This is a genomic window from Pedobacter sp. MR2016-19, from assembly GCF_014947265.1.
GTDB lineage: Bacteria > Bacteroidota > Bacteroidia > Sphingobacteriales > Sphingobacteriaceae > Pedobacter.
The window spans coordinates 129,013-142,567 of sequence record NZ_JADCNK010000011.1; the positions used below are offsets into that span (position 1 = coordinate 129,013).

General features: G+C 37.5%; 13 protein-coding genes. 6 read left to right on the forward strand and 7 right to left on the reverse strand.

Annotated elements, in window-relative coordinates; translation table 11 throughout:
* Positions 1–40 precede the first annotated feature (40 nt).
* On the forward strand, positions 41–1,105 hold the full coding sequence (locus tag IM793_RS15560; RefSeq protein WP_193422872.1) for a branched-chain amino acid aminotransferase: 1,065 nt from the start codon (positions 41–43) through the stop codon (positions 1,103–1,105).
* Positions 1,106–1,305: 200 nt separating this feature from the next.
* Here IM793_RS15560 and IM793_RS15565 read toward each other — a convergent pair whose 3' ends face one another.
* From IM793_RS15565 to IM793_RS15585, 5 genes are all read right to left on the reverse strand, one after another.
* Entirely contained in the window at positions 1,306–1,770 is a 465-nt protein-coding gene (locus IM793_RS15565) for a DUF4920 domain-containing protein (protein ID WP_193422874.1), read from the reverse strand.
* 321 nt (positions 1,771–2,091) lie between these two features.
* Positions 2,092–3,468, reverse strand: a complete 1,377-nt coding sequence (radA, locus tag IM793_RS15570; RefSeq protein ID WP_193422876.1) for a DNA repair protein RadA — start codon at positions 3,466–3,468, stop codon at positions 2,092–2,094.
* A 398-nt stretch (positions 3,469–3,866) separates the two neighbouring features.
* Positions 3,867–5,417 carry an Rne/Rng family ribonuclease gene (locus IM793_RS15575; RefSeq protein WP_193422878.1) on the reverse strand — a complete coding sequence of 517 codons (1,551 nt, stop codon included), beginning with the start codon at positions 5,415–5,417 and terminating at the stop codon, positions 3,867–3,869.
* Positions 5,418–5,696: 279 nt separating this feature from the next.
* On the reverse strand, positions 5,697–6,575 hold the full coding sequence (locus IM793_RS15580) for a M48 family metallopeptidase (RefSeq protein WP_193422880.1): 879 nt from the start codon (positions 6,573–6,575) through the stop codon (positions 5,697–5,699).
* Between the two features lie 11 nt (positions 6,576–6,586).
* A complete protein-coding gene (locus tag IM793_RS15585) occupies positions 6,587–6,889 on the reverse strand; it encodes an HU family DNA-binding protein (protein ID WP_025143406.1) in 303 nt (100 codons plus the stop codon).
* A gap of 169 nt (positions 6,890–7,058) precedes the next feature.
* Here IM793_RS15585 and mutY point away from each other — a divergent pair, with 169 nt between their 5' ends.
* Positions 7,059–8,120 (forward strand): A/G-specific adenine glycosylase, encoded by a 1,062-nt coding sequence (gene mutY, locus IM793_RS15590; protein WP_193422882.1) that lies wholly within the window; start codon positions 7,059–7,061, stop codon positions 8,118–8,120.
* Positions 8,121–8,175: 55 nt separating this feature from the next.
* Positions 8,176–8,613, forward strand: a complete 438-nt coding sequence (locus IM793_RS15595; RefSeq protein ID WP_193422884.1) for a single-stranded DNA-binding protein — start codon at positions 8,176–8,178, stop codon at positions 8,611–8,613.
* Between the two features lie 140 nt (positions 8,614–8,753).
* On the opposite strand, the gene IM793_RS15600 is transcribed toward IM793_RS15595, so the two are convergent.
* Together IM793_RS15600 and IM793_RS15605 are read right to left on the reverse strand one after the other, a co-directional pair.
* A complete protein-coding gene (locus IM793_RS15600) occupies positions 8,754–10,178 on the reverse strand; it encodes a DUF4270 domain-containing protein (protein ID WP_193422886.1) in 1,425 nt (474 codons plus the stop codon).
* Between the two features lie 21 nt (positions 10,179–10,199).
* On the reverse strand, positions 10,200–11,024 hold the full coding sequence (locus IM793_RS15605) for a glycogen/starch synthase (RefSeq protein WP_227256271.1): 825 nt from the start codon (positions 11,022–11,024) through the stop codon (positions 10,200–10,202).
* Positions 11,025–11,173: 149 nt separating this feature from the next.
* Between IM793_RS15605 and panC the strand changes: the two genes are divergently transcribed.
* The 3 genes from panC (at position 11,174) to IM793_RS15620 (ending at position 13,461) form a co-directional block, all read left to right on the forward strand.
* Positions 11,174–12,019 carry a pantoate--beta-alanine ligase gene (panC, locus tag IM793_RS15610; RefSeq protein WP_193422890.1) on the forward strand — a complete coding sequence of 282 codons (846 nt, stop codon included), beginning with the start codon at positions 11,174–11,176 and terminating at the stop codon, positions 12,017–12,019.
* Positions 12,020–12,125: 106 nt separating this feature from the next.
* Positions 12,126–12,476 (forward strand): aspartate 1-decarboxylase, encoded by a 351-nt coding sequence (gene panD / locus IM793_RS15615; protein WP_193422892.1) that lies wholly within the window; start codon positions 12,126–12,128, stop codon positions 12,474–12,476.
* Between the two features lie 4 nt (positions 12,477–12,480).
* Positions 12,481–13,461: a lysylphosphatidylglycerol synthase transmembrane domain-containing protein gene (locus IM793_RS15620; protein ID WP_193422895.1), complete on the forward strand. Its 981-nt coding sequence runs from the start codon at positions 12,481–12,483 to the stop codon at positions 13,459–13,461.
* The last annotated feature ends 94 nt before the right edge of the window (positions 13,462–13,555 follow it).

A 13,555-nucleotide genomic window follows, 5' to 3' on the forward strand; every position in this document is an offset into this window, starting at 1 on the left:
TCAATCATTCGATCGTTCACCCATTCAAAATTCAAATACAATGACCGAGACATTAGATATAAAAATCACAAAGACAGATCAAACACGTTTGACTGTTACTGATTTTTCACAATTACCGTTCGGTAAGGTTTTTACCGATCACATGTTTACTGCCGACTACGAAGATGGCGAATGGAAAAATTTACAGATTCTTCCTTATGGCCCGATTCCAATGAGTCCGGCAATTTCCGCGCTTCATTATGGACAGGCGATTTTCGAAGGATTAAAAGCCTATCGCCAGCCAGACGGAAAAATTAGTGTGTTCCGTGCTGATAAAAACTTCGAGCGTTTTAACAAATCAGCTGCAAGAATGTCTATGCCAGGTATTCCTGAAGAAATTTTTATGCAAGGTTTGTCTACATTAATCAATGTTGATGAGAAGTGGGTGCCTGATCAGGAAGATTACGCTTTGTATATCCGTCCGGTAATGTTCGCCATGGATCCTTATTTGGGTGTTAAGGCATCTGATACCTATAAATTTGCTTTACTAACCACACCAACCGGCCCATATTATAGCAGTGCATTAAAGGTTAAAATTGAAACTGAATTTACACGTGCAGACGAAGGTGGTGTGGGCTTTGCCAAAACTGCTGGAAATTACGCCCGTTCGTTATATCCTTTTGAGCAAGCTAAAAAAGAAGGCTACGATCAATTGATCTGGACAGATTCAGTAACCCATGAATTTATCGAAGAAGCCGGAACAGCGAACTTACTTTTTGTAATTAATGGTAAACTGGTAACACCATCAGTACGCAGTACTGTATTAGATGGTGTAACGCGTGATACCATTATTAAACTGGCTAAAGATGCAGGAGTAGAAGTTGAAGAACGTAGGGTTTCTGTTAAAGAAATAATTGAAGGAGTTGAAAACGGAAGCTTAACCGAAGCTTTTGCCGCAGGAACTGCAGCTACAGTAACGCATGTAGGCGAAATGGGCTATAATGGTCAGATCTATAAATTGACCGATCCATCAACCAGACATATTTCTAATGGCATTGCAAAAAAACTGAACGATATTCGTTACGGTTTAGCACCGGATGAATTTGGTTGGAACTGGGTTTTATAACCCGAAAAAACATAAAAGATAAACCCCGATGCATAATCTGTATCGGGGTTATTTTTTGTTTCATTTTCTAGTTTCGTCATGCTGATACGATAGCTATCGGATTTATTTCAGCATCTTTAAGACCCTGAAATAAATTACCTTGGGTGGCTCGCTAAGGCTCGGTTCAGGGTGACGAATACTAACATGTTTAATTCTGAGAATTATTTATCTAAAATCACTACACCTTTAGCTTCAAAAGCCAGTTCCTTTTTAGGATCGGTAATTTTAGCTACTTCTTCAGGAGTTTTTTTAGCGTCTTCAGCATAATGGCGTAAAGTTTCTACAGAGATGGTTTGTTTTTTTGCTAAGCCATCCAAAACTACTTTTTTGCCAACAATATCCATAGGCATAAAGAAAGCATAATCTTTAAAAGTTACCCGCATTGGATCACCGTTAGGCATTTCTAATGTCATCCAACAGCCTTTTTTCTTACATACATCTACTACTCTGCCTTCAATTTTCATATCGACAGTTTTTTTGTCGCCCATTGCAGCTTCCATCCTGGCAGCTGGTTTTACATCACCTGGTTTAACTTCTTCTCCAAATTTTTTACCTGTGTATGCGGTTTGAGCAAATGAAAGTGCCGTCAAAAGACAAAAACTCAAGCTTAGAATGATTTTTTTCATGAATTTATAATTATCCGGTTATGATCTAATCAAAGTTATTTAAAATTTTTCTAAATACTGAAAACAAAAAACCTCGTTAACATCCGTTAACGAGGAAAATCATCCCTATAATTGTGTAGATCAAATGCTATGATATACATCTAACTTTATGGCAAACCAGCAACCAAAAAGAAAATATTCCTTTTAGTTGTATATAATTATCTTATATTCAGTATCTTATATTTTGTGTAATAGTTTTATTGATAGCAGATAAAATTGTAGAAATGTAGAATATTATCTTCTTTATGAGGAATGTTGTTGAGTTATTTCCCCACTTCTTATTTAGCCAAAAACAAGACTGAATACTTCTTCTATTTTACTTACAGCTTTAATCTCAAGGTTGTATTTTTCTATGGCAATACCTTTTAAATTGTATTTAGAGATATAAATGGTTTCGAAACCCAATTTATCTGCTTCAGCAATGCGTTGTTCGATTCTGTTTACCGCTCTTATTTCTCCTGATAAACCTACTTCTGCAGCGAAACAATTTTTGGAAGATACGGCAATGTCCTGATGCGATGATATGATGGCAATTAATACAGCCAGATCAATTGCAGGGTCTTCTACTCTAATCCCCCCAGCAATATTTAAGAAAACATCCTGTGTACTTAACCTAAAGCCACAGCGTTTTTCCAAAACAGCCAGGAGCATATTCATTCTTTTGGTGTCAAAACCTGTTGCAGAGCGTTGAGGGGTTCCGTAGGCTGCCGAGCTTACCAGGGCCTGTGTTTCAATTAACATCGGCCTGGCGCCTTCCAGGGTTGCAGCTATAGCTATTCCGCTCAGTTCCTCGTCACGCTGCGACAACAAAATCTCAGAAGGATTGGAGACTTCTCTTAAACCGCTTCCCTGCATCTCGTAGATGCCCAATTCTGCGGCAGCTCCAAAGCGATTCTTAATTGAACGTAAAATGCGGTAAACATGATGTCTGTCACCTTCAAACTGCAAAACAGTGTCAACCATATGTTCGAGTATTTTAGGTCCTGCAATGGCACCATCTTTAGTAATATGGCCAATAAGGAAAACTGGTACACCAGTTTCTTTTGCAAAACGCAATAATTCGGCTGTACATTCTCTTACCTGCGATACGCTGCCTGGAGTCGAATCGATATGAGCGGAGTGCAAAGTCTGGATAGAATCTACAACCAAAATTTCAGGTTCCAGAATTTCGATCTGTTTAAATATATTCTGCGTTGAAGTTTCTGTCAGGATGTAACAGTTAGACGATGGGCTTTCCTGGATCCTTTCGGCCCGCATTTTAATCTGCTGCTCGCTTTCTTCTCCCGAAATATATAATAACTTTTTCCCTTTTATATTTAAGGCCAACTGTAGCATTAAGGTCGATTTTCCGATACCCGGTTCACCACCGATCAATACCAGCGATCCTTCTACCAACCCACCACCTAAAACACGGTCGAGTTCTTTGTCGCCCGTTAATATTCTCCGCTCGGTTGACGATTGTATTTCATCAACCTTGCTTGGCTTGCTTAGCTTACGGCTTGCGGTATCGCTTTTCCAGGTTGGAACAGATGCTGAGCTTTTTTCTACAATTTCTTCTACGAAGGTATTCCATTGGTTACATGACGGACATTTACCCAGCCATTTTGCCGATTCGTAGCCACAACTCTGACAGAAAAATGCACTTTTTGATTTTGCCAATTGATTAAAATTTTAGATTACGAATTTAACCTTTCAGGATTGAAAGTGGTTTTATTTTTTTGAACAATTAATCCTTTGCCCGAATCGCATTTTATGTTAAACCTCACAGGTTTTCAAAACCTGCGAGGTTTGAAACATCCCTATGAAATGCCGAATCATTGTTGATAAACCTGATAGAACGGAAAGCCCGGAGCGAAGTGAGTGAGGACTTGGAGGGATAGCAGGACTAAGTGACCCAAAACGCTCTGGACAGTCGTTTTCCAAAAAAAAAACCACCTAACTTAAGTCATCTGAGCGCAGCATAGTGAAGTGCTTAATTTATATTTTAGGTTTAAAATTTACTTAAACAAAAAGCCCGGATTTTAAAATCCGGGCTTTCAGTTAAATGTTTTTTTAAGTTATAATTTAATCTCTTCGTCTTTAGCAGAGATAAAGTGAAACTCAGTTAAATGATAAGATGACTGCTCTTTAACTTTAATCCACTGGCCATATTTAAAGAACCAGCGGCGTTGAAGGTTGAAAATGCCTTTTGTAATATAAGCTTCAATGTATGGGTGTACGCAAAGTGTAACACCTTTTTCATTTTGCTCTCTTAAAATATAATTAAGGTTGTTTTCAATATCATCCATTAAAACGATACTCGCTTTAATTTCTCCGGTCCCATCGCAGGCCGGACATTTTTCTACCGTAACAATATTCATTTCCGGACGAACACGTTGTCTGGTAATTTGTACCAAACCAAATTTGCTTGGAGGCAAAATAGTGTGTTTGGCCCTATCCAATAACATCAGCTCACGCAAATAGTCGAATAGCATTTTACGGTTTGTTGGTTTGTGCATATCGATAAAATCGATTACCACAATACCACCCATATCGCGCAAGCGCAATTGACGGGCAATTTCTTTAGCCGCCTCTTTGTTTACCTGTAAAGCATTCTCTTCTTGATTTTCTTTACTGGCAGTACGGTTTCCACTGTTCACGTCTATCACGTGGAGTGCTTCAGTGTGCTCTACAACAAGGTAAGCACCACCTGGTAAGTTTACTGTTTTTCCGAAAGCATTTTTAATCTGCTTTTCTATACCAAAATGGTCGAAGATAGGCTCTTTCTGTTTGTATAGTTTAACGATCTTTTCCATTTCAGGAGAAATATCGTGAACATAAGAACGGATATCATCATACAGCTCTGGTGTACTTACGTAAACGTTTGTAAAATCAGGGTTCAGAATATCACGAATTAACGTTGATGATCTGTCCATTTCTCCCCAAACCCTTTTTGAAGGTTCGGTAGAGGGCATTTTTTTAATGAAGTTTTCCCATTTAGCAATTAAATCTAAAAGATCTTTTTGCATTTCGGCAACCCCTCTGCCTTCAGAAACGGTTCTGATAATGACCCCAAAATTTTGAGGTTTAATACTTTCGATAATCTTTTTTAAACGATTACGCTCGGTATTACTTTTAATTTTTTTTGATACAGATATGGTATTGGAGAATGGCACCAGTACCACATACCTGCCGGCAATCGAAATGTCGGAACTTAAACGAGGTCCTTTTGTAGAAATTGGCTCTTTGGCAATTTGTACAGGTAGGAGCATGTTTTTACTGAGCACATCAGAAATTTTGCCTGCCTTATTAATATCGGCTTCCAGCTTTAAATTATCTAATAATGTGCCTGTAACCGAGCCATTACGCTTGATCTTCGTTAGCTTAATTAAAGATTGCACCTGTGGGCCCAAATCAAAGTAATGCAAAAAGGCATCTTTTTCATAACCAACATCCACGAAAGCAGCATTCAGGCCAGGCATAATTTTTTTAATGCGGCCTAAATAAATATCGCCTACAGCGTAGTTAATATTGATTTGTTCTTTGTGAAGCTCAACAAGTTGTTTGTCTTCAATCAATGCTATGGTAACTCCGGCAGGAGTCGAATTGATAATTAATTCTTTTACCAACAGCTACAGATTTAAGGCTTTCGCCTATTAACAAATGGATAGTAAATAAAACAGTGATGTAGCCAGAAACATATACAATAAAAAAATCATATAAATGGTTTAAACCTCATAGTGTTTACTATGAGGTTTAATTGGCTTAATCAAAATAAGAAACTATTTTTTCTTATGTCTGTTTTTTCTTAAACGTTTTTTACGTTTGTGGGTAGCCATTTTATGTCTCTTTCTTTTTTTACCGCTTGGCATAGTTTTAAGTTTTAAATGTTTTTATTAATCTGTTAATTAATTTTTATTCTTTAGTTCAGCCACCTTCTTATCAATGAATGATGCTAAGGTTGGGTTAGCCGCTAATTTTTTGCTTGATAGGTAAGCATTTACTGCTTCTTTATTTCTGCCTAAATTTTCTAAAGCTGTTCCTAAATAAAAATAGGCTTCAGGGGTTGGAGCTATAGCAATTACGGTGTTAAAACGAGGAATTGCTTTATCAAACTGACCTGATTTTATAGAGAACAATCCTAAATTCATATTCGCTTTTACATTTTTAGGTTCTTTAGCCACAACCTCCAGCAACATTGCAATACCTTGCATTGGTGCGCCTAAGCCATTTACTATCGTTACACCTAAGCCTGTTTTAGCTTCAATGTTTGTAGAGTCTTTCTCTAATGCATTTTTATAAGATGCATTGGCTTTCTGCAATAAAGCAGGCTGCGCGATGCTATCTTGTGTGCTTTCAAAAGCTTTTATAAATTGATTGCCGGCCGCTAACCACGATTTTGTTGATGGTTCGCCTTCGGCAACAACTTCTAAATATAAAGCAGATGGAGTAATTTGTTCAACATCGTCCCATTTCTGAGCCAGTTGTTTGGCAAGTTCGATCTTTTCTGCGCCATTTGCGCCTTTGTAGCTGTTTTCTAAAGCTGTAATATCTGTGGCCAAATTTTTATTGATCACATTTTTTGCAGCAGTAGACGAAGTTTCGAGGTTTAGTACCGATGCTGACGATGGAGAAGCTGCTCCGGCCATTGGGCCACTTGAAGGCATTTTTCCATTTTCTTCAGTTGGTTTAACTAAACCCTTAATGTCTCTTGTAAATAAGAATGCAACAAGCAATACAATCGCTCCAATAACAATGGTTTGTTTTGATCTGATGTTGCTATTCATATATATAAGACTTAGGCTTCTACGTTAATTTTTTTTGAATTACTTTTAACTTTATCAACAAATACTTTTGCTGGTTTAAAGCTAGGAACGAAGTGTTCAGGGATAATTATTGCAGTGTTTTTTGAGATATTTCTCGCAGTTTTTTGCGCTCTCTTTTTAACAACAAAGCTCCCGAAGCCTCTAACGTATACATTTTCACCGCCAATCATGCTGGTTTTGATAACCTTGAAAAATGCCTCAACTGTTTCCTGTACATCAACCTTCTCAATTCCGGTTTTTGTTGATATTTCTGAAATAATATCTGCCTTAGTCATATTTTATTATTTATTATATATTATGTTTTAATATTACTACTGTTTTGGGGTTGCAAAAGTATTGCTTTTTAATGAGATAGGGAAATAAAAGATGATTTTTTTATCACTAGACTTATCAGGCTATTGCAAGTTTTTTTTTAATCGGATAAATAGACCGTAATTTGCACTAATGACATTTCAAAATGAACTCATCAATTGGTACCTGCTTAACAAGAGAGATCTGCCCTGGAGGCATACCAATGATGCTTATATCATCTGGTTATCAGAGGTTATATTACAACAAACAAGGGTAGAGCAGGGTCTTCCTTATTTCAATAAATTTTTAGAGAATTTCCCTACCGTTAATGATTTTGCCAATGCGACCGAAGCAAAAGTTTTGAAGCTTTGGCAGGGATTGGGCTACTATTCGAGGGGAAGAAATATGCATGCAACTGCTCAAATTGTGGTGAAAGATTACCATGGAATCTTCCCAAATCTGCATGATGAGCTCATAAAATTAAAGGGAATTGGTGAATATACAGCTGCTGCAATCTCTTCTTTTTCATCTGGAGAGGCACGTGCTGTGGTAGATGGAAATGTATTCCGGGTACTTTCCAGGTATTATGGCGTTGCTACCGCAATCAATTCTCCGGCAGGCAAAAAGGAGTTTTTTACTTTGGCAAATGAGTTGCTTTATCAGGATGACCCTGCCCTTTACAATCAGGCTATAATGGAATTTGGGGCCATGCAATGCAAGCCTAAATCGCCAAATTGTGGCATTTGTCCGCTTAACCAAACCTGTTATGCCTTTAACCATAAAACGGTAAACGAGCTTCCTGTTAAGTTGAAAAAGGCGGCGCAAAAGCACCGTTATATTAATTATTTTGTTTGTTTTGATGGTGACCAGGTATTGGTAAGAGAACGGCAGGCTGGTGATGTTTGGCAGCATTTATATGATTTTCCAAGCATAGAAACGCTTACACCTGAAGATATAGATGGTGGCTTTTTCGCCGATACGGTGAAAAATACCTTTGGTAGCAGTGCAGATTTTATGTTAATCAGTACAAAAAAGCACCTGTTAACCCACCAAATAATCCATGTACAATTTTTTGCATTAAAAAATTATATATTTAACTTTAATAAACAAAAGGAACTTAATTGGGTTTCTTTAAGTAAATTAGATGAGTTACCGCAGCCAAAAGTAATCCATGATTTTGTTCTGGAATATTTTTATAAGGACAAAATGGAGTAACTAACCATCTTGTTTGGCGCGCATTTAGAAAACGAAAAACTAACCAAAAATATTTATGTCTGGGATTAACAAAGTTATTTTAGTAGGCCATTTAGGCAAGGACCCTGAAGTGCGACATTTAGACGGTGGCGTAACCGTAGCCAGTTTTCCATTAGCTACCTCGGAAACATACAACAAAGACGGTAAGAGAGTAGAGCAAACAGAATGGCACAATATTGTGTTATGGCGTGGCTTAGCAGAAGTTGCTTCCAAATACCTGCAGAAAGGCAAATTAGTTTACATAGAGGGCAAACTAAGAACAAGATCCTTTGAAGATAAAGAAAAGGTTAAAAAATATGTAACAGAAATTGTGGCCGAAAACTTTACCATGTTAGGCAGGAAAAGCGATTTTGAGCAAAGTCCGACAACGCCAATCCATCAAAATACTGAAACTAAAATTGATGATGAATTTACAATCGGCCCATCAGATGAAAATGGAGATCTTCCGTTTTAATTCAAGGCTAAAATGCATAAAAAAGCTAGCGCTCGTCAGGTAGCTTTTTTTATGCACTTATTTCTTTGCCTTAAAATAATGATATAAAAAAACTCCTGCCAGTTTTGCTGGCAGGAGTTTTTACGATTACACTAAAAACATTAATTAATTTTAGTGTAATAAATATTCAGTTTTATCTTATTTGCAGTTGCATTGCTGGCGCCTATAATGGATCTTTCAGCAGAAGTAGCACTAGGAACGATCTGAAAATCGGTATAAGATGTAGGAGCCAGGAATGTGCCGTAATCTTCCATGTTTTTATCAATCAAGCTCTGAACGTAACTGGTTACAATAAAAATATAACGTTTCTTTAACGAATCGAAATAACCACCAAAAAGTGCTGCACCACCAGAAGCGCTACCAGAAAATGTTGTAAAATCAGGTAGGTCTGCAGGCTGATGCGCAATATCCCAACGATACAAAGAAAGTCGTTGAGCGGCATTAAAAGGGTATGCTGGTGCATTCTCACCAATCTCTACAACCAATTCTGCTTTATTGATAATTGCTTTTCCGTAAGTGCCGGTAAAACCTGCTAGTTCCGGGAACGTTAACTTGGTTTTTACACCAGCTAAACCCTGTAAATAAGTTACATTGTATGAAGCCGAAGGATTCGGATTTGAAATTTGATCTTGTACAGGAGTGCCCGCATAATCATGTTTAATGTTGGCTGCTACTCCCGAAATTGAAGTAGTTCCGCTGGAGTTTTGAACCAGCTTTCCGATAGGGAAATTTACACTTGTGGTATCTACGCCATTTGAAGAGTTTGTTTTTTTCCAAACCAGTTGAAGGTAAGAGTCAGTTCCTGAAAAGTTGAAGAATGCAATCCCGCCAACGCCTGTAGAAGATGTTTTATTGATCTGTGCGTACAAACCTTTAAAAGATTCTATAAACTTAGTTTCAGTTGCGGTTCCTGCTGTACCCTGATTGAGTATGGCATTTTGGATGAATGCTTTATTTAAAGGAATTCTGATCTGTGCAGGTACCGTTTTTAAAGTATCAGCTTTACCAGGAACAATATCATATACTTTTGTTTTGGTATTTGGTACCAATTTGCCTGTAAAATTTCCTAATAAAGTATTGTTGATGGCTTGAACATCTGAACTTTTATAAGTGGTTACCTTATTGGCCAGTTGAAATACATCTATACTGTATTTAGAATTGGTGGTATCGCCATAAAATTTGGTTAACGTGCTGGATTCGTCAAATTTTAATACTAAAACAGCTGAATCAAGTTGAGGTGCAGTTCCAAAATCTGTGTTAACGACAGGATAGACGGTCATGGCTATACCAGCTTCTGTTTTGCCAAAAACAGGATCAGTCATGTAACCTAGGGGATAGCGGTTTAAACCTAAGGTGTTCGCTGCAGTTTCCTCAACCAATTGTGTGGTTACAGGAGATACTACCAGGGTTCCGGTAATGGCGGCATTTGGATCAACATCTAAACCAACACCATCGGGGTTTTTACACGATGCAAAAAGAAAAAGACTTATCAACAGGGTTAATAAGTCTTGTTTTGTAAATTTCATATTTTAAATAATAATACCTGATTAAGCTACTGAAACCAATTCATCATTTGAAATTTCTTCATAAAAAGTATAGAAGTTTTCAAAATTCTCGGTTAAGTTAAAAGCTAATGTTGGTTTATTAGAATCTTTAACAAATTTTAACACATCTTTGCTTAAGTTTTCATCAGCTAAAACCACTGCGTCTGAGTGAGTTATAGCGCCGATGTGCATGCTGTCGCAATCAGATGGTAAAAATGCTTTAGTGTCATCCTCAGTCATATTGGCCATTACCGCCTTAGTAGCGAAATTGGTATTTAACTTTTCTGTAAAGCCATCCTCATAAACAGAATACACTACTTTAGAATTTTTAAAAGTAGGATCGTTTTTATAAGTAGTTTTGATATAAGCAGGAACCAATGCACTCATCCAGCCGTGGCAGTGAACGATATCCGGTGCCCAACCTAATTTTTTAACCGTTTCCAATGCACCTTTGCAGAAGAAAATTGTACGTTCATCGTTGTCATCAAAGAATTTTCCGCTGGCATCTCTAAATACCTGTTTGCGTTGGAAATATTCTTCATTGTCTAAGAAATAAACCTGCATGCGTGCAGCTGGGATGGAGGCTACTTTAATGATTAAAGGGTTATCGTTGTCATCAATAATGATGTTCATTCCCGACAAGCGTATTACTTCGTGTAAACGATTTCTTCTTTCGTTGATGTTACCGAATTTTGGCATCAAGATGCGGATTTCGAATCCTTTTTCTTGCATAGCCTGTGGTAATTGGCGCGTAATTTCAGAAATTTTAGTAAGCTCGAGGAAAGGCGACATCTCGTGTGTAACAATCAGCAGCTTCGTTTTTGCCATCTCCATATTCTAAGAAAATATTAAGTTAAATAAAAGATAATGAGCTGCAAAGGTAAGCATAATAATACTATTTATCAATATAGCAAGCATTTGTTTGGTTTCGTTTAGATTAATTTACACCTTTACGGCTTTAATTTAGATTGTCCAAATTGGAAATATTTAAAACCAAAGCAGCGCTTAAGGCTTTTTTGCAGCCATTAAAAGCATCAGCTAAAAAAATAGCATTAGTGCCTACTATGGGTGCCCTGCACAATGGCCATATATCTTTGATAAAACTGGCCCAGCAAAATGCCGATATCATTATCTGTAGCATTTTCGTAAACCCAACGCAGTTTACTGATCCAAAAGATTTAGAGAAATATCCCCGTCCCATTGAGCACGATTTAGCGATGCTCGAAGACGCAGGCTGTAATGGCGTGTTTATGCCCGATGTGGAGGAAATGTATCCAACCGGAGCAGATGAAGCCTGGCAGATTGATTTAGGCAATGCCGAATTTTTACTGGAAGGCGAATTTAGGAAAGGCCATTATCAAGGGGTAACACAGATTGTAAAAAAACTGTTCGATGCCGTTGAGCCTGATATAGCCATGTTCGGTCAAAAGGATTTTCAACAGGTGCTGATGATCAAGAATATGCTGGCTTATTTTAAGCTGCCTATTACCATTATTACCTGCCCGATTATTAGAGAAGATGATGGCCTGGCCATGAGTAGCCGCAATATTCATTTATCAGCCAGCGATCGCAAGCACTCACTGGTACTCAGTAAATCGCTGCAATTCGTTATTGATCATTTTAATGAATATTTATTAGAAGAATTAGAAATTAAGGCAAAATCATTCTATAATAATTTAGATGGTGTAGAACTCGACTACTTTACCATAGCCAATGGCGATACGCTGGAACCCGCTAAATCGAAAGATGAAAGTAATCTTGTTGCGCTCGTTGCTGCAAAGGTAGGATCAACGAGATTGATTGATAATATGATTATAAAGTGATGGAAAATGGGAGAGGTTTATAGATGTACACGACCAACCATCATCCATTTCCCATATTACATCTTCCTTTAGTGTGAAACTCCAAACTGATTACTAACTTTGCCAAATGGTTATCACAATATTAAAATCGAAAATACACCGTGTTAAGGTAACACAAGCCGAATTGAATTATGTAGGCAGTATTACGATAGATGAGGATTTAATGGATGCAGCTAACATTATCGCTAATGAGAAGGTGCAGATTGTAAATAATAACAACGGCGCTCGTTTCGAAACTTATGTAATTAAAGGCGAACGTGGAACCGGAACCATTTGTTTAAATGGTGCTACAGCTCGTTTGGCACAACTTGGTGATATTTTGATCATCATGTCGTATGGTTCATTACCTATGGAAGAAGCCAAAAAATACAACCCGATCCTTGTTTTTCCTGACGATAACAATCATTTGCTAAAATAACCTCGTGATATTCGATCTCAAAACAGCGCTAAAGTACATCATCCTGTTTTTAATCGGGATAGGGGTGCTTTATTTAGCGTTTAGGGGTCAGGATTTAGAAAAGATTTGGCAGGAAATTAAAACAGCCAATTACTTTTGGGTCATTACTTCGGCGTTTGCTGTTTGGATTGCGCATGTATTGCGTGCATTGCGTTGGCAAATGCTTTATCAGTCTATCCATTACAAAGTAAGTTTCTGGAATGCTTATCACGCGGTAATGATCGGATACCTGGCCAACTTAGCTTTGCCGCGTTTTGGCGAGATCGGCCGTTGTTCGGTAATTCACAAAGCAGAAAAAGTACCCATGTTTGCCTCTATAGGCACTGTAATTACCGAACGGCTGTTTGATGTACTGGTGCTTTTTCTTACCAGTTTGGCCATGCTTATTTTTCAGTATGATATTGTAGCAGATTTTCTTTATCAAACCATATATCTAAATCTCATTAAAAAATTAGGTGCTATTAATTATTTATGGTTAGTTGGTTTGGGTATCATTATTCTGCTGCTCATTGTTATTGCGATATATTTTCTCCGTCAAAAATTCAGTAAAAAATTCTTACGCATTTTTGTAAGTCTGCGCCAGGGATTTGGCTCGTATAGCAAGTTAAAACAAAAAGGATTATTTTTAACTTATACACTAGGGATATGGCTTTTCTATTCACTCTCCATGTATTTCGCTTTTTCTTCCATTCAGGCCACTTCCGGATTGCACTTTAATGCTGCATTTACAGCAATTGTTTTCTCAGGTTTTGCCATGGCAGCCCCTGTTCAGGGGGGTATTGGTGTTTTTCATTGGATGGTTGCCCAATCATTGGTGTTATATGGCATATCTTTTAATGATGGCTTGGCTTACTCAACCATTATCCATTCTTCCCAGGTTTTGCTGATTCTGGTTTTAGGAAGTTTAAGTTTGTTCTTGATTTTGACTAAGAAAGAAATTAAATAATTCTTCTGTGGGCGTTTTAAAAAGCTGTCCGCTATATCTTTTGGTTGTCTATAGCACAGCTATCTTTAGTTAAATAAACCTGACCGACAGCGTT

Bases quoted from the DNA above. Each gene is read 5' to 3' on its own strand.
- IM793_RS15560 (WP_193422872.1), top strand. From the start codon at position 41: ATGACCGAGACATTAGATATAAAAATCACAAAGACAGATCAAACACGT.
- IM793_RS15565 (WP_193422874.1), bottom strand. From the start codon at position 1,770: ATGAAAAAAATCATTCTAAGCTTGAGTTTTTGTCTTTTGACGGCACTT.
- IM793_RS15580 (WP_193422880.1), bottom strand. From the start codon at position 6,575: ATGAATAGCAACATCAGATCAAAACAAACCATTGTTATTGGAGCGATT.
- IM793_RS15585 (WP_025143406.1), bottom strand. From the start codon at position 6,889: ATGACTAAGGCAGATATTATTTCAGAAATATCAACAAAAACCGGAATT.
- mutY (WP_193422882.1), top strand. From the start codon at position 7,059: ATGACATTTCAAAATGAACTCATCAATTGGTACCTGCTTAACAAGAGA.
- IM793_RS15595 (WP_193422884.1), top strand. From the start codon at position 8,176: ATGTCTGGGATTAACAAAGTTATTTTAGTAGGCCATTTAGGCAAGGAC.
- IM793_RS15600 (WP_193422886.1), bottom strand. From the start codon at position 10,178: ATGAAATTTACAAAACAAGACTTATTAACCCTGTTGATAAGTCTTTTT.
- IM793_RS15605 (WP_227256271.1), bottom strand. From the start codon at position 11,024: ATGGCAAAAACGAAGCTGCTGATTGTTACACACGAGATGTCGCCTTTC.
- panD (WP_193422892.1), top strand. From the start codon at position 12,126: ATGGTTATCACAATATTAAAATCGAAAATACACCGTGTTAAGGTAACA.